Below are 21,992 nucleotides of genomic sequence, written 5' to 3' on the forward strand. Positions count from 1 at the left end.
AGAAACGGTTGTAGCTTGAAGTGGCTTTTTAATCGTGTCTACTTGACGGGGGTAAGACCAATGTGCAAATCGGCTTTTTCAGCTACTTATTAAATGCGCAAAGAATGTGTCATAGATGATGTACCTCCTCTTATGTGATAAATCTAATGTAGCATGCTATGGTACGAATGTAAAATTTGTCCAACCATAAAGTCGATTTCTTTATTTCAAATAATAATTATACGTATGTCAAAGGCGGACATATGGATGCTGCATGCCAGACACGATGCACTAAACTTCAACTATATAAAGCTTTATATCCGATACTTCAGTCGCTTTAGTCGTTTTAAACTCCACGAATGCTGCAAAGCCGTATTCCGTATCGCCTACACTCACCATTCCATTGGCGGCACCAATTTTACCATGACTGATTGCATCTATGACTTGAATTGTATCAGGTTGCCGTTGAAAAGATTCACCATACCAGTGAATGGATATTGCCTCGCTGCCTTGACCACAGCTAGTTAGTATACGGATTGTGAAGTCTTCGACAAAAGCATTTTTGGGAGAGTTGTTGCACTTACCGCTTTTTATGATGTTCATGAACATCCTCCTTTTCAAAAAAATTAAATAATCTTGAATAAGACTATGATATCGATTCATGCTTTAATCGCTTTATAGGTAGAATTTATTATAACAATAAAGGCTCTCTTCCTTCTGGAAAAGAGCCTTTAAATCTGTCAGCCAATCAGTAGCGAAATGCTAGAGGATCATTCACCGGTGCATTATTCAAAGGTATTAATGTAAACGAATGCTATGGCAGCATGATCCATTCAACCACAGTTGCTCATTCATTCCTCACCCATCAATCTCCACCGCCACCGCCACACGAACTGCAAGAGGAGCTACAGGAAGAACTGCTACACGATGAGCTGCTACAGGAATGACCACCATGATGACCTCCGCTATGACTACCGCTATGACTACCGCCATGATGGCTGTCATTGCTGGTGTAATTGTCACTGCTACTAGAACCTGTGCCACAGGAGCTGCTCGTACCACCAACCGGGCGTTCCTCGCGTACATCTGCTGGTAGGAACGGATCAACACAGCTAGAAAAGTCGCCTGGTGGTAAATAGGAATAGTACACACACGCTGCGCCAGCAGCGCTTAATCCAAATACAGAGCTATTATACGTATCACTAGAAGCAGCATAATTTGATGATGACTGCTGCTCTGGACGTTCTCCCCGCAGTGCCGCCTGACTTTGAACGGTAAAACGACGATAAAGGTGTAAAATAACCTCGCGTGCTTCCGGGCTACGCTCAAACATCGAGCTATTAAACAACGAATGCTGAGGCTGATATTCACTAAATGCCAGTAGCTCATTCATGATCGAAGACGAGAGTGGCTGACGGAAAAAGGTACCCCATAGATTCGTATTCGCACGCTCAAGTGGAAATAGCTCTCCATACACCCAATCGAACAGGGCACGCTGCTGGGGCTGTGATACGGTACCGCCATGTGGCGAATGATGCAGCATGTAGCCATAGAATCGGTTACACAGCTGCTCATATTCTCGGGTAAACATCAGCATTTCATGCCATACATCATCCACCCGGGAACTGAACATTGGGACCTCACGAAATAGAGCACAGATCAGCATATAGCGCTTCATTTCATGCCAGCGCCATTCAAACTCTCGATAGGTCATATCGGGATGCTCGCTCTGGATACGTTGCCACAGCTGCACGGCATAATGCTCTGGGATCGAGGCTTCCAGCTTATTGGCGAGTGCTTCAGCAGGATGTCCGGCAGGGACAAGGGAACCAGGCGGCCCCACTTTATTAAAAAGCTTTATATTTTCCTGTAAACGCCTCACCATCTGGCGCTCTGGTGTATTGGATTTGCGGAAAATGATAATGGCGATGATTATAAGGGCAATAATGATAATAACGGTCTTCATCATACATAGCCTCCTGTCGTCATGCTGGATAAAAGATTAACCTGCAAGCTGAACATGTAATTATACCCGCTGCATCTGTTGCTCGAATTCACTGCGAATTTGTTCAAGTAATGCTGGATTCGTCATCACGTCAAATGCAGTTTCTGCAAGCACGGTTGCTGTAAATAGCATCGCTTCTAGTGCCTGTGGCTCTTGCGCACGATCGCGGAAGCCGATACTATGCAGCTCGTGCTTTTCATCTGTGACTTTAACATAAGGATGGATAGCCGGGCAGCGAACCGATACATTGCCCAGATCAAGTGAGCCTGCATCCTTGCCAGATTGAATCTCCTCGCGTTTCACACCATTTGCAATCAGATTCTGGCTAAAGGCTTCGGATAGAGTACGATTGGTGATTAGCTCATCATAGGAATATTCATAATTGGAAATCTCGACCCGGCAGCCTGTTTGAAGAGCTGCACCTTCAGCGATTCGTTTGACACGCTCCACGAGCTCATTTGTATAGGCGCGGCTGGCAGAACGGATATAAAACTGTGCAGAAGCATAATCGGGAATAATATTTGCTGCTACACCGCCCTGATTAATAATACCGTGGATGCGCGTATCACTGCGCGTCTGTTGACGCATTGCATTAATTCCATTAAATAACTGGAGTACCGCATCCAGCGCATTGATACCATGCTGTGGACTAGCTGCTGCATGCGCAGATTTACCGTAAAATTCAAATTGTAGTGCATCCATCGCCAGCGAAATGCCAGATTCTTCATAGGCATAGTAGGGATGAGCCATCATCGCAAAGTCACAATCGTCGAACAAGCCTGCTTGCGCCATGGGTACTTTGGCACCTCGTGTTTCTTCGGCTGGTGTACCGTATACACGAATCGTACCCCCAATCTCGTCCACTACTGACTTGAGTCCAATCGCTGCACCAGCGCTCATCATACAAATGAGATGATGACCACATGCATGACCGATCTCAGGCAATGCATCATATTCACACATAAGACCGACCGTTGCGCCTGGCTTGGCGGCTGTGTATGTAGCGATAAAGGATGTTTCGATGCCGAGCACTGATGCTTGTACGTCAAAGCCATGGGCGGCAAGTAACTCTTTCAAGCGCGCAGACGCTTTATATTCCTCATTACCAAGCTCGGGATTTTGTCCGATATATACGGATACGGATTTGAATTCTTCAGCGTTCTGCTGAATCGCTTTTTTAATATGCTGCTTGAGTTGTGTATGATTCATGTTGATAATCTCCTTTAATACAGGTATGTACAAAATAAATGCATGTTTCTGCTATCAGTATAGCATGAGAGCTCTGGCAAGTCGTGTAATAAGAGATGAAAGAGTTATCATGCTTGCTGTGACACTTCATTCACATTTTTGCATATAAAACCATTGAATAATCATACAAATTCATTTATAATAACCCGGTTGACTATGAGTCACATGGAAAAAGCTGTTAACTATTATATGTATGTAAAGGAGATAGAAGGTTGAAAGTACTAAAACCGTGGCTAGGATGCCTGATAAGCATTCTTATGCTATTTTTTATGATTGTACCAGCAATGGCCTCTGCGGAAGGCTCTGGTAAGACAATTGTTGTCGGACTGAGCGCAGACTTTGCGCCATATGAGTTTCATAAAAACATTGATGGACAGGATCAGATCGTTGGTTCTGATGTAGAGATTGCCAAACGAATTGCCGCTGATATGGGCGCGCAGCTGCAAATTCAAGATATTCCATTCGATAGCTTGCTGCCAGCACTGAGCAGTGGACGGATCGATATGATCATTTCGGGCATGACACCAACAGAAGATCGTCGTAAAAATGTCGACTTCTCAGAGTCATATTATATATCCCGTCAGGTCATCATGACCCGTGCGGAAGATAAGGATAAATACGCAAGCTTCGATAGCTTGAAAGGTATTACGATCGGTGTACAAAAAGGCTCGATTCAAGAAGGCATCGCCAAGGATATCGAAGGTGCCAAGCTAACATCGGTTGATAAAATCTCTGATGTGGTGCTACAGCTTCAATCCAAGCGTGTTGATGCTGCGGTTATGGAAGGCCCGGTTGCAGAAGGCCAGGTAGCTAACCATAGTGATCTGGCAATTACCGCCGCACAAATTCCAAACAGTGATACCGAGATGGCAATCGCTGTGAAAAAGGGAAATACCGAGCTACTTGCTCAAATTAACAGTACGCTGGCTGATCTGAAAAAGACAGATGCCGTTCCTAAATTTATTCAGGAAGCAACAGCATTGAACTCGGATGAGCAGACAGAGCCAGACAATATTTTCAGCATTTTCTGGGATTACCGTCATTATTATGCGACAGGCGTACAATATACACTGTTGCTGTCTGCATTAGGCGTATTGTTCGGTTTTGTGATTGGTCTGATCGTAGCCCTGCTACGTTTGTCCAATCTGAATGTACTGCGCTGGATTGCGATGACGTATATTGAAATTTTGCGCGGAACACCGATGCTGGTGCAATTGCTCATTATTCACTATGGGATTGCGCAAACCTTCCATATTGAATTTAGCGTACTGCAATCAGGTATTATTACACTCTCAATTAATAGCTCTGCTTATCTGGCAGAAATCTTCCGCGCTGGTATTCAAGGCGTGGATCGTGGACAGACAGAGGCGGCACGTTCACTCGGTATGTCGTATGGCATGACACTTCGGCATATTATCATTCCACAGGCGATCAAAAGCGTATTGCCAGCGATCGGTAATGAATTTGTCGTAATTATCAAAGAATCATCGATCGTTTCCTTTATCGGGGTTGCTGATCTGATGTTCCAGGCACAGGCCGTACGTAGTATTACGTATTCAGCATTGTATCCACTGCTGATCGCCGCAGCCATCTATTTTGTAATGACATTTGTATTGTCCAAACTGCTCGGTATGGTGGAAAGGAGATGGAGTGTAAGTGATAAACGTTAAAGGTCTGAAAAAGTCATTTGGTAAAAATGAAGTGCTGACAGGCATCGATATCGATATCGCGCAAGGCGAGGTTGTCGTTGTGATCGGGCCAAGTGGCTCCGGTAAAAGTACATTCCTACGCTGCCTGAATCTGCTGGAGCAGCCAACCGGCGGTGAGATTTATTTTGAGGATGAGCTGATCACTGCGCGCAAGTATGATATCGATAGTGCGCGTCGTAAAATGGGGATGGTGTTCCAGCATTTCAACCTGTTCCCGCACAAAACGGTGCTGCAAAACCTGACGATCGCTCCGATCAAAGTGAAAAAGACCGATACAGCATCCGCGCAAAAGATTGCACTGGATCTGCTTCAAACGGTAGGTCTGGCTGACAAAAAGGATGCCTATCCTAACCAGCTATCCGGTGGACAAAAGCAACGTATTGCGATTGCACGTGCACTGGCAATGCAGCCGCATGTCATGTTGTTCGATGAGCCAACCTCTGCCCTTGACCCGGAAATGGTCGGCGAGGTGCTTGAGGTTATGAAAAAGCTTGCTCAGCAGGGCATGACGATGGTGATCGTAACGCACGAAATGGGCTTTGCTCGTGAAGTGGGCGATCGCATTATCTTTATGGACGGTGGACGCATTGTGGAGCAAGGCACACCAGAGCAAGTATTTGGTTCGCCATCCAATGCACGTACACAAGACTTCCTGAGTAAGGTACTGTAAGCACGGATACCATGAATGATTTATCCAGTATAGAGATAAAGATAGATCTGAATATACAAATGGATAGTTAATTTTCAAAGTAGAGGTATATGAGAAATACGGCAATCTATCGACCATAATATAGAGCACATTATTTTGCAGGCTAGGTCCAAGCAGAATGATGTGCTTTTTTGTTTGCTTTCGCATTTTATGATTTTATATCCTTATCCTTATAAATAATGCAAAATGTAAAAAAACAAAAATATAAAACATTACGATAGTTCTGTAATGATGAGAATGAACATGTCACACTTGTTCAGGTAAGAGGTAAGAGGTAAGAGGTAAGAGGTAAGAGGTAAGAGGTAAGAGGTAAGAGGTAAGAGGTAAGAGGTAAGAGGTAAGAGGTATGCTCTCGTTGTTATTTTTCGTAATATAATATATAATCATTACCGAATGTGAAGTGTTACACATCTATTTCATTGGAGGGACGTATTGTGGCGAAGCTATTTACACCATATCAATTGAAAAATCTGAATCTTAAAAATCGTATCGTTATGCCGCCTATGTGCCAGTATGCTGTAGAAACTGGAGACGGGATGCCGGGCGAATGGCATAACGTTCACTATATTAGTCGTGCCGTCGGTGGAACCGGGCTGATTATCGCAGAGATGACGGCTATTCATCCAGACGGACGAATTACGAATGAAGATACCGGCATCTGGGATGATCATTTTATTCCAGCATGGCGTCATATTGTTGATGAGGTACATCGCTATGGTACACAGATCGGTATTCAGCTTGGACATGCTGGTCGTAAAGCGGAGGATGCGAATCCCCCTGTTGCTCCATCTGCCGTACGTTATGATGGCGAAGGATACAAGGAGCCGCATGCCCTAACAACAGCTGAGGTTGAGCAATTGATCCAGGCTTATGGTGAAGCTGCACGCCGCGCTGTAGAAGCAGGTTTCGATACTGTAGAAATTCACGGTGCACATGGATACTTAATTCACCAGTTCCATTCGCCACTCGTCAATCAACGTGAAGACGAATATGGAAAGGATCTACCTTTATTCGGTGAACGTGTGGTACAGGCTGTACGTGCAGCTGTACCAGCAGATATGGCAGTCATTATGCGTGTGTCTGCGCGTGAATATGTGGAGGGTGGCTATGAGGTTGAGGATATTATCGAGACCTGTCGTCGTTACCGTGATGCAGGCGTAGACCTGCTGCATGTCTCTTCTGGTGGTGAAGGCCCGGCTCGTAAAGGTGCTATGCAGGTAGGCCCTGGTTATCAGGTGAATATGGCCTCTCAATTAAGAGACGCTTTACAGATACCTGTGATCGCCGTGGGCTTGCTGGATGAGTTTGCGGACGCAGAGCGTGTGCTGGAAGAGGATCAGGCTGATCTGGTTGCTGTTGGTCGTGCAATGCTGCGTGATCCATACTGGGCAATCCATGCTGCCAAAGAATTGGGCGATGAAGCTCCTGTACCTCAGCCTTATCTGCGTGGCTATCACAAATAATTTGCTATAAGCGTATGCGTGTAGATTAAGAGCGAAATAGATTGTAAATATTGCGAATATTTTGAATGAATAGAAGCAGTTCGATAGGATTTCTGTCGAGCTGCTTTTTGATGTCCATATGTTGAATAGGATAACAGTGTTACAGTCTGAGCTGGATTGGTTAAAATAGAAGAGGTGCTTTATTGTTTGTGGTACCAGTAAAATATATCGCGCAGCTGTTTCAAATACATACAATCAGTCATATCTTTAAAAGAACGAAAGAACGAAAGAACGAAAGAACGAAAGAACGAAAGAACGAAAGAACGAAAGAACGAAAGAACGAAAGAACGAAAGAACGAAAGAACGAAAGAACGAAAGAACGAAAGAACGAAAACTTGAACAGTTTTAATATCGATCAATCAGAAAATTATATTTGAATCAAGCATACATATGTCATATAAAAGAATGGACAAAAGCCGTTATTCTGAAATAAAACAGAATAATGGCTTTTTTGCTATATCAATAATTATACTCAAAATGATGCTGTAAATAACTTTTTTGAAATGATGTTAAACCCGCTCAGTCAGCATAACAGCGCGCTTTTTCGGATACATTTATAGCTTTCGGTTAAGAAATTGAAATATTTTTTTGAACAGAAGTGATCCAAAAATAAACCGTCCGCGTTGATAGAGATAGGAACAGTCAACACCAATCATTTTTAAAAAAGGAGTTAATAACATGAAAATGAAAAAAATCATTGCACCTGTATTGAGCTTATCTTTGATGGTACCAGCAGCTGGAGCATTTGCAGCAGATATGAATTCTACAACAATGGCGGCACCAACAGTAAGCACAAAAGCAGCGGATTTGCGTGCTGGACTGGACTACCTTTTATCCGAGCACTTTAAGCTAGCGGTTGAAGCGATGACCAAGGCTTACTCTGGTGCACCGGATGCAGCAGAAGCATATAAAGCACTGGATCAAAATGCGGTCGATATGGGACCTGCCATCGAATCAATTTACGGTAAACAAGCAGCTACCGAGTTCGAGCGTATCTTCCGTGCACACAACCAATACACAGATGAACTGGTCAAAGCGACCAAAATGAACAATCAAGCAGCTGTCAAACAAGCCGAAGCAAAGGTACAGGGCTTCGTTGATGAATTTGCCGCTTTCCTGGCAAAAGCAACAGATAACAAGCTGCCAGAAGCAGCCGCTGAAAAAGCACTGCGTTTACACGAAGATGAAGTACAAGACGTATTTGAAAAATATATCGCTGGTGATTATACAGGAGCAGCGAAGGAATATCGTGAAGGTCTGAATACGATGTTCACCGTAAGTAAAGCGCTCTCCGGCGCGATCGTTGCACAAAATCCTTCTAAATTCGATAACGGTACAGTCGATACACCAGCAGCAGACCTGCGTTCTGCATTGAACCACCTGGCAGCTGAGCACTTTGCACTGTCCGTCATGCAAATGCAACAGCAATACGATGGTAAAACACAGGCTTCGGATGCATGGATCAATGCAGAAGCAGGCAATACCGCTGACTTCAAAGCAGCAATTGCTTCGATCTATGGTCAAGCAGGAGCGAACCAGTTTGAACAAATCTGGGTAACGAACCATATTAAAGCACAAAGCGATTATGTAGATGCCCTGAAAAAAGGTGACCAATCGGCTCTGACTGCTGTGAAAAACCGCATTGAGCAATTTACAAAAGAATTCGCTACATTCCTGGGCACAGCAACAGCGAACAACCTGCCAGCATCCGCAGCAGAGCAAGCGCTGATGACTCACGAGGGTCAAGTACAAGCGGTTATTAATGACTATGCAGCGAAAAACTATGCAGCAGCTTACACCGCTGACCGTGAAGGCTACAAAACGATGTTTGGTATCGGTGAAGCGCTGGGTGGAGCAATTGTGAAGCAATACCCTGACAAATTCAAAATGGCTTCTGCACCTACAACACAACCATCTACACCAGCAAAACAGCCAACAACATCGACACCTGCGCCATCCAAGCCAATGAATGAAAACATGATGATGGTATGGATGAAGCTGAACAGCAAAACGCTGAAAATCGATGGTAAAACGACTATGATGGATACAATGCCAATGGTTGTTGGTAACACAACGTATATCCCACTGCGTTATCTGGGTGAAGGTATCGGTGCGAAGGTAGCATGGAACAAAGCATCTAATGAAGTAACGGTAATGGCAGGCTCCGATACAATGAAATTCTGGATCGGTAAAGACACAGTTGTCGTAAACGGCAAAAACATGAAGCTGTCCGCAAAAGCTATGATCAACAAAGATGGCAGAACTGTAGTACCTCTGCGCTCGATCACTGAGCTGCTGGGCTGGGATGTAAAATGGAATACAGCAGACGGTTCCATTACTCTGACCAAATCGATGTAATTTTAGCTTTAGCGAACGAGTGAATCACAATAAAGCTTAACGTTACGTTTCACCAATTAATCGAATTCTGGCCGTCCAGTTTGATTCTGTCAATCCATTCCCCAAGATCGATTGCAGATTGTACGATGCATGATCTCTGCCTTCTCCATGTCCAGAGAAGGTAGAGAGTAACGACCATCCAACTATCCAAATATATGGCTTTCCCATGAAGCCAGTCAAAAGGGAAACGGTCCCCCAGCCGTTTCCCTTTTTTGTGCAATATAAAGAAGTATAGACGGTGTAAGAATGGTAAGAATAATCACGCGTATAGTTAGCAATATAGCGAACTATATTGTTTTCGATATATGATGAAGTAAATCAAGAAAAAAGGAAAGGTGCGCTATGATCATTCAATCTATCCTTATCCAGTGGACAAAAGAAACACGCGGTGAGCCCTATGCATCCGTACGAAGTCATCATCCCAATCATTTTCCATTACCTTCAGCAATAGTACAGCAGAGTGAGAAGTTAGCCGATGGGCAGTTATTATGGCATCGGCTATCCTTTGGGCAAACGATGCAGGGAGTCGAGCTGCTACAGGAGCAATATGAATGGCTGACGATGCCAGAGCAAGGTACAGCATTAGAAGGTGAGTTACCCGGTATAAAATGGAAAGAAGTAGCGGGCAAGCTACACGTCAATGCTTGCTATCATCCTTCCTTTGGTAAGCCTGTACGAACCAACGGTCAGAGTGACTTGTTAGACGAGAAAGCTTTTGAGCTTACGCCGCTTCAATATGGGCAGATCGTCATCAATGGACGGCATACCGTAGAGGATGGAAGTATCTATGAACAGCGCATCACAAACCTATGGTACGTTACCGATTATAGCGAGATTCGCTCGCTACGTAGTAGCCCAGACTATCAATATAAGCAGATGGCTTCGTTATGGTAAGTTAAAATGATGCGTTTAAAAGTAAAATGCTCCCATTTAATTTGCATCAATGTGCAAAAATGATGATTTTAACATGGATATATAGACTAAAGTCCTAATATACTTTAAAATGAATGCAACCGGAATCAAACACATATCATATTGGGTAAATGTATAGTACTTTGAAATACGATACTGGCATATTGTATGTAAAAGGAAAGCTGCGCCGTTTTGATCTGTTTTTGCTCATTTGCTTACGATACGAACCACGGACTGAATGTAGCTTGGTGAACATGGACGTAGTATACTATCTTACATGGAACCTTATGTATATCTGTCCGTATTACCCCTATAGCAAGCAACACTGCTTCTACAAGTATCCGGTAGATTGCGTTATGTTTTGCATCTTATTATTTAAGTGGAGGGAACAAATCTATGTCTATTTTCAAACGTTTGCGTGATCTTACCCTGTCCAATGTATACGCTCTTATCGAAAAGGCAGAGGACCCAATCAAGATGACGGATCAGTATATCCGCGATATGGCGGCTGATCTGGAGGATGCAGAAAAAGCAGTTGCATCGCAAATTGCGATCGAAAAACGCTTCAAGCAGCTGTACGAAGAGCAGGATGCACTGGTGAAAAAGCGTGAGGAGCAAGCACATATCGCTGCACAGGCGCAGAATATCGATCTAGCTCGCCGTGCACTGGAAGAAAAGAAAAGTGCAGAAGCGAAGCGCGATGAGTACAAAGCAAACTTTGATCAAAATAAAGCAGCAGCAGACAATCTTCGTTCCAAGCTGGACGAAATGCGTAAGCAGCTGAACGAGCTGAAAAATAAACGTGAAACGCTCGTAGCTCGCTATAATGCAGCGAAGGCGCAAACGGAGATCAACAAAGCGATGAACGGCTTCAGTGCCGATTCTGCAACAGCGGGCATGAAGCGTATGGAAGAGAAAATGATGCAAATGGAAGCACGCGCAGAAGCAAGCAACGAAATGAACACCAAAGGCAAATCGCTGGATGATGAAATTCAAGCGCTTGGCACAAACAAAGAAGTAGAAGACGAGCTGTCCGCTCTGATGAAGCAATACGAGAAAAAATGACGATACGATAGGCAAGCGTGTCACTGATGTAAAACGATCTTACACATACCAAAGAGAAATAATTGCGTAACATAACCGACGAAGGAAGCAGAATGAGCATGTCACGAGCAGTAGCAGTCACGCGCATTCGGTTCTTCCTTCGTCTTTTTGTGGCTTTTGCCATCGAACATAATGGATGTATTTGATGAATGATGTGGAGGCGGAGACGGATGAGTTGGGATATTTTGCTGCAAATTTTGGTCTGGACGGGTGTAGGTGCAGTTCTACTAGCTGTGCTAATGTATCTGGATTCATTGTTTACGAAGTATAAGGATATCGCTGAGATCAAAGCGGGGAATACCGCAGTAGCGGTTCGATTAGTGATGAAGCTATTTGCACAGGGATATATTTTATCAGTATCCATCAATACCTCATGGAGTCTGTGGGAAGCTGTGCTTGTATCGATCGTTGCCTTTGTTATCCTGTTGATTCTGGAGCAGGTGGCGCGACTGCTATTCAAAGGCATCGCTGGTCTTGATCTGGATGAAGGTACACGTCAGGGATTGATTGGTCATGGACTACTCGGTGGTGGCTTACAGCTGGTGGGGGCATTTATTATTTCCGCATCGCTGTAAAGAAACACGCATACGAAGTGGATGTATAAGAAACAGATGAAGTGAAAGGAAGACTTGCTATGGGATTATGGAAACGGATTACGAATTTGATGTCCAAGCCGGAAGCGCCAAAGCCGGAGAAAAGTCCGCTTGATCTACAGGTGGGCGATATTTGTGAAGTATCGCTGGTTACGTATGAGATCGTTGGAACTGCACGTAATCGTGTTCGCAATACAGTCATGCTAACCTTGCAGGATGGATCAAGCATTAGCTATCTGCATGTCGAGATGCAGGAAAAGCTTCGTTATGCCCTGTACCAGCCGATCGATGGCGGTCTGGACAATCCGAATGAAGTACCGACTCATATCGAGATGGATGGTACAGATTATTATCTGGATGAGCAATATAGCGGTATGGTCATGTCTACCGGACGTACACCGGTATTGCCGGGTGCTGCCAATGGAGAACAATATGTATGGCAGCATCAATCGGATGATCGGAAGCTACTTCGAATTGAGTGGCAGGGCGGACGCTTTACATTATATGAAGGCGAATGGGTACTAAACGCAGATGTACGCGTTATTCGTGCCAGTTAGGAGCGAAGACGGATGAAAGAGCGGATGTCCAGATGGACAAAGATTATACTAGCACTCAGTCTGGTCGTTTCCTTACTGTCTGGCTGTGGCTCAGGTAGCAGCAAGATTACGTATCCGCTGGAATCGGTCAGTCGAAATGGCAATTCTACATCTTATGTGTATCGTGCGGCAGGTCAGACGGTTCCAGCCGTTGCGGAGCAATTAGCCGATCAGCGTAGACCGGAGCAAACCTCGGTTGAAGATCCTGACCGTATGTTTCTCGTGTACAATAATGAATTGATTCAGGTACAGCGTGACCCGGCTAAGCCTGAGGATACACTAATTGAAGTCGATTCGCAGCAATATGTACAGCAAAATTATAGCTCTAGCTTTTTACAGGGATATCTAACCGCTTCGATTCTGCAAAGCCTGTTCGGAGGCGGTAGCTACGGCGGATATGGTGGCTATGGCGGTGGTACATATCGCGGTTATACATCGCAAAGCACCTACCCACCTAAAACGCAATACAATAAGCCTTCTGCGCAGGATATGAAGCAGGCACCTCCTCTAACGGTGGATAAATCTGGCTCGATCTTCAAGCGAGGCAGCTCGTCTTCCTCCAAGCGTTCCGGTTACGGTAGCGATGTAACGAATCGTGGCTCCCCATCCAGCGGAACGATCAATCGTGGAGGCAGCTCGTCTAACAAATCCGGTGGCTTCTTCTCATCCGGCAATAGTGCTCCGAAGTCGAGCTTCGGTTCCGGTAAGATACGTAAGCGTGGACGACGATGAGGCGGTCATAAGATAAACGATACAATGAAGCGATGTAGGGCATTTTATGTTAATCTATCAAGCATGCCTGGAGTCAGACCACGTTAACCAGTTTAGGAATGAGTAGGAATATTGGGCATGATATGCTCACATGCCTGACAGAATGAAGTAGCCATACGAATACGAACCACTAGCTTATGATTAAATAGCTTATGATCAAAGTCTCTCTTATGCTGTAGACGAGTTCTCGTTTATAGCGATAAGAGAGACTTTTTAATTCCTCTTTCTTTGAAAGGATTTCCGCAATATTTCCTCAATGTTTTCGCGGTTCTAGCTGAACTCGTAGCTCTATTATTTTCTATAGTGGGTACCTATCCTGGTGCTACAGCTTATCTATCTGATTTATACAATATGACTAGATATTTGGCTTTATTTTCCGTATACAAATACAGCTATAGCTATCCGTTAAGGGCAGCTCATCTGCTAACCTTGCGTACATACGAGATTTTGGTACAACCTTGATGTATGACCGTTTTGCTTGTATAAATTGCGCTTGTTTTGACCGCGATGCCTCGTTTGGATGTGGCAAGTGTTTATGCTAAGGTGTACATGTATGCGTTTTCTATCTTGAATAGCATGGAGGGATTGTACATGTCAGCAGGGCGGGAAGATTCACATTTACCGGATGTGCTTCGATTGGACGGAACGTGGCGTTTGCAGCATTTTCATCCGGGGGAGGTTAGTCCACTTGAGACAGCCGCAGCTGGATTGGATGATCGATACTGGATTACAGCTGAGGTGCCAGGGGATGTGCATGATGCGCTGATTACACATCGTTTAATTCCTGAACCGTATTATGGACATCAGGATCAGCAGTGTCGCTGGGTCGAGCAGGAGGAATGGTGGTATCGCACGACATTTGATTATGAGCTGAATGATGATCCGTATGAGCGTCATGAGCTTGTGCTGCATGGACTGGATACGTTTGCGACGGTATATATAAATGGACATGAAATTGCGCGCACTGCAAATATGCATCGCCAGTATGTACTCGATGTAACGCGTGTACTGCGTAATGGCTGGAATAGTATTGCGGTTCGATTTGATCCGTTACATAACCATCATAAGGATAAAGAAAAGTTTGACTGGTCGTCGTATACGAAGGAGCGTCCGTGGCTACGTAAGGCGGCGATGAATTTTGGCTGGGATTGGGGGCCACGACTCATTACCGTCGGCATCTGGGGAAGTGTAGAGATTCGGCGTCGCCGTGTGGCACGCTTAGCGGATGTGTACACTTATACTGCTGAGGTGAATACAGAACAGGCTATTTTGCATGTGAATGTGGCGTGTCAGCGTGTAGCACCGCTTCGCTATACGGACTTTAATACACATCGTGCTGCATCGCGTGATTCATCAACAGCATCTTCGCCTGCCAATATGCCGGGTGCAGTGTCGGGAGAGATGCCGGCTCTATCGGCAAGTCGTTCGCAAGCTGAATATAAAGCTAAGCATCAGCATGAACCTTTACAGGTCACTGCTGTGCTATATAATCGTCAAGGGCAAGAGGTGGCAAGTCAACGTACCACGATGGCATCGTCCCATCCTATGCAGGGCATGGGTGGAATCGTGGCAGAACAGGTACATCTCGAATTATCGGTGAGTCAACCTCAGCTATGGTGGACGCATGATCTGGGTGAGCCGTATTTATATCGCCTGGTTGTAACACTGTATGCTGGAGAAGACATCGTAGATTGTTCGGAGCAACAGGTCGGTCTACGAACGATTGAGCTACAGCAATATGATGAACAGGGGCAAGCAAGCTTTGTATTTGTACTGAATGGGGTTCAAGTCTATGCTCGTGGGGCGAACTGGATTCCTGCGGATAGTCGCATTGGCGCGATTCCGAATGAGCGCTATCGGGAATTGATTGAATTATCCGTAGCGGCACATATGAATATGCTGCGTGTGTGGGCAGGTGGCATTTATGAGAAAGATATCTTTTACGAGCTATGCGATGAGCTGGGCATTCTAGTATGGCAGGATTTTGCGTTTGCGAATGCGTTATTTCCTGATTTTAATCATGATTATATGAACAATGTGCGGAGTGAAGTGGAGGATCAGGTGCGTCGGCTGCGTCATCATGCCTCACTTGCGCTCTGGTGCGGGAACAATGAGATTGATTGGCTGTATGATATGAAAACGGCATCGGGGGATATTCGTAGCCCATTTTATGGTGAAGCGATCTATCATGAGCTGATTCCAGATGCACTGGTGCAGCTTGATCCGCAGCGTTCATACTGGCCTTCCTCACCGTATGGGGGCAATGATGCGAACGATCCAGATGCTGGCGATCGACATAACTGGCAGGTGTGGCATGGCTCGGTATATCCGCGTAGCTATGGAGATGTGCCGCTACTGGATTATAGTATAGAGGGGGTTAGCTTTCATCATTATAAAGCTGATCTTGCGTTATTCAGCAGTGAATTTGGTATCCATGCGGCGGCGAATTATTATACGTTATCCAAATACATTCCTGAGGCGTCCTTTTACTGGGGTAGCCCGGAAATGGCGTATCGTAATAAAGATACGAATCATCGCAAAGGCATTTTGCTCATGGAAGGCTATACGGGGATTCCGCAGGATGTGGAGCAATATATCAATTATTCGATGCTGACACAGGCAGAAGGGTTGAAATACGGCATTGAGCATTATCGTCGTCATAAGCATCGCAATGGAGGGAGTCTGATCTGGCAGCTCAACGATAGCTGGCCCGGTACGAGCTGGTCGATCATTGATTATGCGCTGTTGCCCAAAGCGGCGTATTACTATGCGCGTAGCTTTTATCATCCATTGCTATTATGCGCAGATCATGATCCAGGTCAGCCATTTCAGGTATGGATCGTGAGTGATCGTTTGGAAGAAATTCGCACAGAAGTTACCGTAGAGGTGATCAATTGGATGGGAACGGTAATTAGCAGTCAGCAGGCGCAAGCAACGATTGGTGCCAATGAAGCAGGAGCAGTTGCAACATGGAGTGAAGCGGAGCTGTTGCAAGGTAAAGCGGAGCCGAATGAGGTTGTGATTGTACTCAGCTGTGATCATCCAGAGATTAAGCGCAATCTGTATTACTTGCGTTCGCCACGAGAGCTTGCCTTGCCACAAGCCACATGGACAAGCGTTGTGAATGAAGAACAACAGACGGTAACGATCACCAATGGAAATGTACTGGCGCGTATGGTACGTATCGATATCGTGCAGGGGCGACTGCGAATGGATGATAACTATTTTGATCTACTGCCCGGTGAACAGCGAACGATCCATATTGATCATGCTGGCGGTGAGGCTGTACGCTGGGATACGATGCGTATTAGTGCTTTGAATGGTTCGGGTTGTGAGTTGGAGAAGAATAGATAGGGTGTATGGATTTAGGTTTTGCTGTATGTGGTATGAAGGGAATTATTTTATTCAGATATTCCTATAAACTGTACTGCACGAGTAGACATGAAATTTATCGAAGGGTTATTTCCAAATGACAACTATTATTAAAGTACAACCAGGCATTTCGATAGCAGATATCTATATCGGGATGCTCAGGAATGATGCAGAGCGGTGCTTATCCAATACTGCATATTCTTTTCAAATCGAGTATGAACAAGATAAGGTAAGCTTTATAGAAATAAATGCAGAGGCAGATATAAGCTGCATATACAACGGTATCGATTTGTTTAAAGTAAAAGCAACTCAACTTATCGATTTATTGGACGCCATCTCACCCTATGATCGAGCAGAATCGGATGGCTGTAGCTATCGATTTCCTCAATTGGGCCTGGTATTATGGCGAGACATCAATTTTACAGAAGAGGATATGAAACAATCGTGGTTTCAAGAGATGTCATTGGAAAATCAAGAAGATACGATGAGATCGCTATACTTTTCAACAGTTGGTGTCTTTTTACCTGAATGATTAAGGTTGAATCGTGAATAATGATATACCCTCTAGCTAAAAGAGACGGGTACTCGAATATTTAATGATGTGTGAATTGAATATTTCCTATCTTAATCAGCTGGAATCTTGAGTGATCGTGCTCTCAAAAAGGTTCCAGCTGATATAATCGATCTTTTGTAAGAATTCTCGGCAAATCAGTCCGTTTTTTATTTGAAAATGGATATAACTTCGTTAAGAGAACGATATTTTTACATTCAAAGTGCATATTGTGATCGACCACAGTTAAATACTAAAAAATGTAACTATCAATGATAAAAAAACACTACATGAAAAATTCAAAATAGAAAATCCTTAGCTCTTCACCTACATACGTGCAATCAAGCAAAAGTAGTTCATCAATCTACCTGCATATCGTCACAACGCAAAATCGTTAAAACCACCAAAACCACCAAAACCACCAAAACCACCAAAACCACCAAAACCACCAAAACCACCAAAACCACCAAAACCACCAAAACCACCAAAACCACCACTCCCCTTACAACACCAACGCCATAACCCTATACACCCAGCAAAATTCCCTTACCCACCTGCAAAGCTCATTCCAATCATGTACAATGACAAAAGAACAATTGATTTACACCGGAAGGGAGTACAGGCAAATGACATCACAATCAGGTTCAGATTCCTCAGCTGCATCAAATCAAGCGCAGCAGGATCATGGGAAATTCAATCGCAGACCGATTACACCAGCAACGGCACAGCAGAAAATTGCTGCTTATGTGCAGCCTGCTGCTATAGAGGAAGTGAAGCTGCATGAAGCAGGGGGGCGCTTTCTGGCGCAGTCGGTTACAGCACCGCATCCATATCCGCATTTTCGGCGGTCAGGTATGGATGGATATGCGCTGCAAGCGGCTGATCTGGAGCAGGCTTCTAGTGATCATATCGTCTGGTTAGAGGTTATCGATAATATTCCCTGCGGCTATACGCCATCCCACGAGATTACATCAGGTTATGCCGCTCGTATTATGACGGGGGCGATGGTGCCGGATGGAGCGGATGTGGTCGTGATGCTCGAAATGACCGAGCTGCGCACTGAAAATGACCGTACATGGGTCGGTATTAAGCGTCAGGTGGAGCAGGGACGGAACATTACACCGATTGGACTGGAAGTGCAGCAGGGTGATCTACTGCTAGAGCAAGGCGCTCAGATTGGAGCGGGGGAGATCAGTGTACTTGCTACATTTGGTGTACATACGGTGCAGGTGTATCGCAAGCCGCGAGTAGCGATATTTTCAACAGGTACCGAGCTGCTGGGTGTAGAAGAACCGATTGCACCGGGTAAAATTCGTAATAGCAATTCACTGATGCTAGCGCAACAGATTGCAGCCGCAGGCGGAGAACCGATATTGCTAGGCGCAATTGAAGATAAGCTGGAGCTGGCACGCTCGATGATGATGAATGCGCTGGAGCAATATGATCTTGTTGTATCCAGTGGCGGTGTATCCGTCGGCGACTACGATATTATGGGTGATCTGGTACGTAGCGGTGAGGTAGACATGCTATTTAACAAAATCTCCATGCGTCCTGGCAGTGTGACGACCGGAGCGGTGAAGGATGGAAAGCTATTATTCGCTCTGTCAGGCAATCCAGGTGCTTGCTTTGTTGGCTGTGAATTACTGGTACGCCCAACGATTCGTCAGATGATGCAATCGAAGCATGATTATTTACTACAGTGGCAAGCAGAGCTTGGACGCGAATATGTGAAAATTAATAGCTTTACTCGCTATGTGCGTGGACGTATCGAGGTGGAACATGGTCGTCTGGTCGCTTACCCTGCCTTGCTGGATGAATCTAATGTGATGGTTACGATCAAAGATAGCGATTGCTTGATTATCATTCCGCCGACAAGTGAGCCACTTCCAGCAGGCACGACTATACAGGTGCTAAGGCTGATGGATCGATGAATGATATGCCAGTATACCCATCTGCATTGCAGCATCGCCAGCCTCCTATCGTACAGATTGTCGGTTACAAAAATTCTGGCAAAACGACGCTGGTCACGTCCTTGCTGCGTTTATTTGTACAGCAAGGTTTGCGTGTAGCCGTAATCAAGCACGACGCTCACGCATTTCAAATGGATCATCCGGGTACAGATACCTATGCGCATACAGAGGCAGGAGCGGTGGCAATTGCGATTACGTCGCCGCTGCGTACAGCTATTATTCGCGAGCAGCCCGCTTCATTAGAACAGCTGATCGATGAGTTGCTACAGGGCAGTCGAGAAGGATATGATCTAATTCTTATCGAAGGCTTTAAGCGTGAGCAGTATCCGAAGGTAGCGCTGGTGGTAGATGAACAAGGACTGGAGCTGCTAAGTGAGCTGACAGGTATCCACTGGATCTATAGTCGACTGGCTCCAGAGCAGGTTGCCGAGTATGTGAAGCGCGAGGATGATATCCAATTGAAAGATATACCTATTATTTTAGATAGTAAAGATGGTATTATGGATATGTTCATTGCACTATATGCTTACATACAATCCAGCACGTAACAAACGAGCTGCACATCATAGCGGCTCACAAGTAGCAATGTCCAGTCCATTTATAGAAAAGGGAGAGAGAACAAATGAAAGTAACCTTGATCGCCGGAAGTACACGCCCTGATGCATCGACAACAAAGCTGTGCCACTATATCGCACGATTGCTGAACGAAAAAGGACATGAAACGGAAGTATTCAATTTGCAGGAGCATGTGTTACCACTCTACGGTCCAGGCGAAGCTTATGGTCATGAGGAGGTACAGAAGCTATCCGCTGCGGCGAAGAGCGCAGATGCACTTGTTCTGGCAACACCAGAATACCATGGCTCGCTATCTGGTGTACTGAAAAATGCACTCGATTTCCTGAACAGTGACTTTTTCAATAACAAGGCAGTGCTGTCTGCAAACTCTGCCGGTGGTGTAGTAGGTACAGCCTCTCTGCTGCATCTGCAAACGATCGTACGCAACCTGCACGGCATCAATTGCCCGGAATGGATCTCGATCGGCGGCGCACAGCGTGAATTTGATGCAGAGGGTGCACCTGTAGACGAAGGTGCAGAGCTGCGTATCCGCACAGCGGTTGCTTCATTCGCCGATCTGGCTGAGAAGCTGAATAAAGTATTTGAATAAATGACAGGATGCTTGAACCACAAGTGAATGAGTACGATTTAGTAAGATAAAGATGAAAACCGCCCCTTCTAGCTGGAGAGGGCGGTTTTTGTTGGTTTTATAACGCGATATCGTCTCATAAGGCTATATGGTCTTATATCATCTTATAGCGCTATATAGCGATAAAAAGAATCCATGTTCTAGCTTCTGCTTTATCGCATCTTATGTTCATTTTTTATACAGCTAATCATTACGCCGCTCGATCGCCTCGGACATCGTTTTATCGGTCAGATGCGCATAGATTTCGGTTGTTTCCGTAGAAGCATGTCCAAGCTGCTCCTTCGTTTTATAAATATCATTTTGTAAATAATAGTCGGTTGCAAACGAATGTCGCAGCTTATGCACGGTCAGGTATGGCTTGCCGAACGACTTCGCGTATTTGATAATCATCGCTTGGATGGCGCGCTTGGTCATGCGTTTGCCGGATGATTGTCCGTTGGGCTTAGCAACGAATAATGCCGACTCATTACGTGGTGTACGATAGCGTGTATCACGAAGCTGCAAATAGACAACGAGCTCATCGCGTGCCTGCTCGCGGAAGTAGACCGGCGTTTTGAACGTTTCATCGTTATTCCCTTTGCGGGACACGTAGAGCATTTTCTGATTCAAGTCCAGATCGTTCAAGTTCAGATTGACTACTTCGGATACACGTAGTCCTGAATTGAGGATCAGGCTGGCAATGCATGCATCGCGCTCACGGTTCAGCTCATACGAGTATAGCGCCTGCTTGTTGGTAGCAATGGTCTCGCGATGCCCCTCCAGAATGTAGCCGACAAACTCCAGCAGCTCCTCATCCTCCAAAATTTTACCCTTGAGCTTGGCAGCCGTATCCTTCGGCTTGTGTAGCCGTTTGACCTCAATCTTCGCCATAATATTACGCTTGAGCAACGGATAGAAATCCTCATCCTCGGCAATCTGGCTCAGATAATGGAAAAGTGAACGCAGCGAGGATAGCTTACGCGATACGGTGACACGTGTGTTGGCACCTTCGGCGCGTGTCGTTAAATAGAGCCGATAGGCGGTCACATCCTCCATACGCAGCGTTTCCAGCTCCAGTAGCGCGATATCGCCAAGCTGCTGTGCAGTCGATAGCCCTTCCGCAATCATCCATCCAAAAAAGGATTCATAATCCCGTATGTATTCCAGCAGTGTGGAGGGCGAGAGATCGGGTAGCTTATAGTTAATAAATTGCTCCACGTACCAGGGCATGGAGGGGAGCTTGTCATCCAGCTTACGTCGATCCTGTATTTTTTGTATCGTCATATCGTTAACTCACCTCATGCTCCGATTGTATCATAAAATGGGTATATGATTTGCGTCGCTCTGGGAATAGGGTATATAGTGATAGGAAGGCAGAACATCTATTCTGGA

General features: G+C 45.2%; 19 protein-coding genes. 14 read left to right on the forward strand and 5 right to left on the reverse strand.

The window, feature by feature from the left end:
* Positions 1 to 270: 270 nt before the first annotated feature.
* The 3 genes from IEX62_RS22865 to IEX62_RS22875 form a co-directional block, all read right to left on the reverse strand.
* Positions 271 to 582, reverse strand: coding sequence for a hypothetical protein (locus IEX62_RS22865; RefSeq protein WP_188778668.1), 312 nt, complete (start codon positions 580 to 582; stop codon positions 271 to 273).
* A 262-nt stretch (positions 583 to 844) separates the two neighbouring features.
* The gene (locus IEX62_RS22870) at positions 845 to 1,948 is read right to left on the reverse strand and encodes a UCP032817 domain-containing protein (RefSeq protein WP_188778671.1); all 1,104 of its coding nucleotides are present in this window, start codon (positions 1,946 to 1,948) and stop codon (positions 845 to 847) included.
* Positions 1,949 to 2,005: 57 nt separating this feature from the next.
* Positions 2,006 to 3,193: a M20 family metallopeptidase gene (locus tag IEX62_RS22875; RefSeq protein WP_188778673.1), complete on the reverse strand. Its 1,188-nt coding sequence runs from the start codon at positions 3,191 to 3,193 to the stop codon at positions 2,006 to 2,008.
* 296 nt (positions 3,194 to 3,489) lie between these two features.
* On the opposite strand from IEX62_RS22875, the gene IEX62_RS22880 reads away from it, so the two are divergent.
* The 11 genes from IEX62_RS22880 to IEX62_RS22930 all read left to right on the forward strand — a co-directional run bounded on the left by IEX62_RS22880 (position 3,490) and on the right by IEX62_RS22930 (position 17,429).
* The gene (locus IEX62_RS22880) at positions 3,490 to 4,902 is read left to right on the forward strand and encodes an ABC transporter substrate-binding protein/permease (RefSeq protein ID WP_188778717.1); all 1,413 of its coding nucleotides are present in this window, start codon (positions 3,490 to 3,492) and stop codon (positions 4,900 to 4,902) included.
* The gene (locus IEX62_RS22885) at positions 4,889 to 5,611 is read left to right on the forward strand and encodes an amino acid ABC transporter ATP-binding protein (RefSeq protein ID WP_188778675.1); all 723 of its coding nucleotides are present in this window, start codon (positions 4,889 to 4,891) and stop codon (positions 5,609 to 5,611) included. Before IEX62_RS22880 ends, IEX62_RS22885 begins: the two co-directional genes overlap by 14 nt.
* Positions 5,612 to 6,084: 473 nt before the next feature.
* Positions 6,085 to 7,113, forward strand: a complete 1,029-nt coding sequence (locus IEX62_RS22890) for an NADH:flavin oxidoreductase/NADH oxidase (protein ID WP_188778676.1) — start codon at positions 6,085 to 6,087, stop codon at positions 7,111 to 7,113.
* 717 nt (positions 7,114 to 7,830) lie between these two features.
* Positions 7,831 to 9,510 carry a copper amine oxidase N-terminal domain-containing protein gene (locus tag IEX62_RS22895; protein ID WP_188778678.1) on the forward strand — a complete coding sequence of 560 codons (1,680 nt, stop codon included), beginning with the start codon at positions 7,831 to 7,833 and terminating at the stop codon, positions 9,508 to 9,510.
* Between the two features lie 381 nt (positions 9,511 to 9,891).
* Complete coding sequence (locus tag IEX62_RS22900; protein WP_188778680.1) at positions 9,892 to 10,443, forward strand: hypothetical protein; 552 nt, start codon at positions 9,892 to 9,894, stop codon at positions 10,441 to 10,443.
* Positions 10,444 to 10,857: 414 nt separating this feature from the next.
* Positions 10,858 to 11,526 carry a PspA/IM30 family protein gene (locus IEX62_RS22905; protein ID WP_188778682.1) on the forward strand — a complete coding sequence of 223 codons (669 nt, stop codon included), beginning with the start codon at positions 10,858 to 10,860 and terminating at the stop codon, positions 11,524 to 11,526.
* A gap of 209 nt (positions 11,527 to 11,735) precedes the next feature.
* Positions 11,736 to 12,140 carry a DUF350 domain-containing protein gene (locus IEX62_RS22910; protein ID WP_188778684.1) on the forward strand — a complete coding sequence of 135 codons (405 nt, stop codon included), beginning with the start codon at positions 11,736 to 11,738 and terminating at the stop codon, positions 12,138 to 12,140.
* A 59-nt stretch (positions 12,141 to 12,199) separates the two neighbouring features.
* Positions 12,200 to 12,715, forward strand: a complete 516-nt coding sequence (locus IEX62_RS22915; RefSeq protein WP_188778687.1) for a DUF4178 domain-containing protein — start codon at positions 12,200 to 12,202, stop codon at positions 12,713 to 12,715.
* A 12-nt stretch (positions 12,716 to 12,727) separates the two neighbouring features.
* Positions 12,728 to 13,486 carry a DUF4247 domain-containing protein gene (locus tag IEX62_RS22920; protein ID WP_188778689.1) on the forward strand — a complete coding sequence of 253 codons (759 nt, stop codon included), beginning with the start codon at positions 12,728 to 12,730 and terminating at the stop codon, positions 13,484 to 13,486.
* 630 nt (positions 13,487 to 14,116) lie between these two features.
* Positions 14,117 to 16,879, forward strand: a complete 2,763-nt coding sequence (locus IEX62_RS22925; protein WP_188778691.1) for a beta-mannosidase — start codon at positions 14,117 to 14,119, stop codon at positions 16,877 to 16,879.
* A 115-nt stretch (positions 16,880 to 16,994) separates the two neighbouring features.
* A complete protein-coding gene (locus IEX62_RS22930; protein ID WP_188778693.1) occupies positions 16,995 to 17,429 on the forward strand; it encodes a hypothetical protein in 435 nt (144 codons plus the stop codon).
* A gap of 377 nt (positions 17,430 to 17,806) precedes the next feature.
* Here IEX62_RS22930 and IEX62_RS23990 read toward each other — a convergent pair whose 3' ends face one another.
* On the reverse strand, positions 17,807 to 17,935 hold the full coding sequence (locus IEX62_RS23990; RefSeq protein WP_268239831.1) for a hypothetical protein: 129 nt from the start codon (positions 17,933 to 17,935) through the stop codon (positions 17,807 to 17,809).
* 138 nt (positions 17,936 to 18,073) lie between these two features.
* Here IEX62_RS23990 and IEX62_RS22935 point away from each other — a divergent pair, with 138 nt between their 5' ends.
* The 3 genes from IEX62_RS22935 (at position 18,074) to IEX62_RS22945 (ending at position 20,582) form a co-directional block, all read left to right on the forward strand.
* Positions 18,074 to 19,378, forward strand: coding sequence for a molybdopterin molybdotransferase MoeA (locus IEX62_RS22935; protein WP_188778695.1), 1,305 nt, complete (start codon positions 18,074 to 18,076; stop codon positions 19,376 to 19,378).
* Positions 19,375 to 19,965: a molybdopterin-guanine dinucleotide biosynthesis protein B gene (mobB, locus tag IEX62_RS22940; protein WP_229686045.1), complete on the forward strand. Its 591-nt coding sequence runs from the start codon at positions 19,375 to 19,377 to the stop codon at positions 19,963 to 19,965. Before IEX62_RS22935 ends, mobB begins: the two co-directional genes overlap by 4 nt.
* Positions 19,966 to 20,039: 74 nt before the next feature.
* On the forward strand, positions 20,040 to 20,582 hold the full coding sequence (locus tag IEX62_RS22945) for an NADPH-dependent FMN reductase (protein WP_188778697.1): 543 nt from the start codon (positions 20,040 to 20,042) through the stop codon (positions 20,580 to 20,582).
* 222 nt (positions 20,583 to 20,804) lie between these two features.
* Here IEX62_RS22945 and xerS read toward each other — a convergent pair whose 3' ends face one another.
* Positions 20,805 to 21,884, reverse strand: a complete 1,080-nt coding sequence (gene xerS / locus IEX62_RS22950) for a tyrosine recombinase XerS (RefSeq protein ID WP_188778699.1) — start codon at positions 21,882 to 21,884, stop codon at positions 20,805 to 20,807.
* Positions 21,885 to 21,992 lie beyond the last annotated feature (108 nt).

The organism is Paenibacillus hunanensis, from assembly GCF_014645615.1.
In the GTDB taxonomy this organism is placed as follows: Bacteria; Bacillota; Bacilli; order Paenibacillales; family Paenibacillaceae; genus Saccharibacillus; species Saccharibacillus hunanensis.

Excerpts from the sequence above, each read along its gene's own strand:
- IEX62_RS22875 (WP_188778673.1), bottom strand. The coding sequence starts at position 3,193 with ATGAATCATACACAACTCAAGCAGCATATTAAAAAAGCGATTCAGCAG.
- IEX62_RS22900 (WP_188778680.1), top strand. The coding sequence starts at position 9,892 with ATGATCATTCAATCTATCCTTATCCAGTGGACAAAAGAAACACGCGGT.
- mobB (WP_229686045.1), top strand. The coding sequence starts at position 19,375 with ATGAATGATATGCCAGTATACCCATCTGCATTGCAGCATCGCCAGCCT.
- IEX62_RS22865 (WP_188778668.1), bottom strand. The coding sequence starts at position 582 with ATGAACATCATAAAAAGCGGTAAGTGCAACAACTCTCCCAAAAATGCT.
- IEX62_RS22920 (WP_188778689.1), top strand. The coding sequence starts at position 12,728 with ATGAAAGAGCGGATGTCCAGATGGACAAAGATTATACTAGCACTCAGT.
- IEX62_RS22915 (WP_188778687.1), top strand. The coding sequence starts at position 12,200 with ATGGGATTATGGAAACGGATTACGAATTTGATGTCCAAGCCGGAAGCG.
- IEX62_RS22945 (WP_188778697.1), top strand. The coding sequence starts at position 20,040 with ATGAAAGTAACCTTGATCGCCGGAAGTACACGCCCTGATGCATCGACA.
- IEX62_RS22870 (WP_188778671.1), bottom strand. The coding sequence starts at position 1,948 with ATGATGAAGACCGTTATTATCATTATTGCCCTTATAATCATCGCCATT.
- IEX62_RS22930 (WP_188778693.1), top strand. The coding sequence starts at position 16,995 with ATGACAACTATTATTAAAGTACAACCAGGCATTTCGATAGCAGATATC.
- xerS (WP_188778699.1), bottom strand. The coding sequence starts at position 21,884 with ATGACGATACAAAAAATACAGGATCGACGTAAGCTGGATGACAAGCTC.
- IEX62_RS22925 (WP_188778691.1), top strand. The coding sequence starts at position 14,117 with ATGTCAGCAGGGCGGGAAGATTCACATTTACCGGATGTGCTTCGATTG.
- IEX62_RS22910 (WP_188778684.1), top strand. The coding sequence starts at position 11,736 with ATGAGTTGGGATATTTTGCTGCAAATTTTGGTCTGGACGGGTGTAGGT.
- IEX62_RS22905 (WP_188778682.1), top strand. The coding sequence starts at position 10,858 with ATGTCTATTTTCAAACGTTTGCGTGATCTTACCCTGTCCAATGTATAC.
- IEX62_RS22880 (WP_188778717.1), top strand. The coding sequence starts at position 3,490 with ATGCTATTTTTTATGATTGTACCAGCAATGGCCTCTGCGGAAGGCTCT.
- IEX62_RS22935 (WP_188778695.1), top strand. The coding sequence starts at position 18,074 with ATGACATCACAATCAGGTTCAGATTCCTCAGCTGCATCAAATCAAGCG.
- IEX62_RS22895 (WP_188778678.1), top strand. The coding sequence starts at position 7,831 with ATGAAAATGAAAAAAATCATTGCACCTGTATTGAGCTTATCTTTGATG.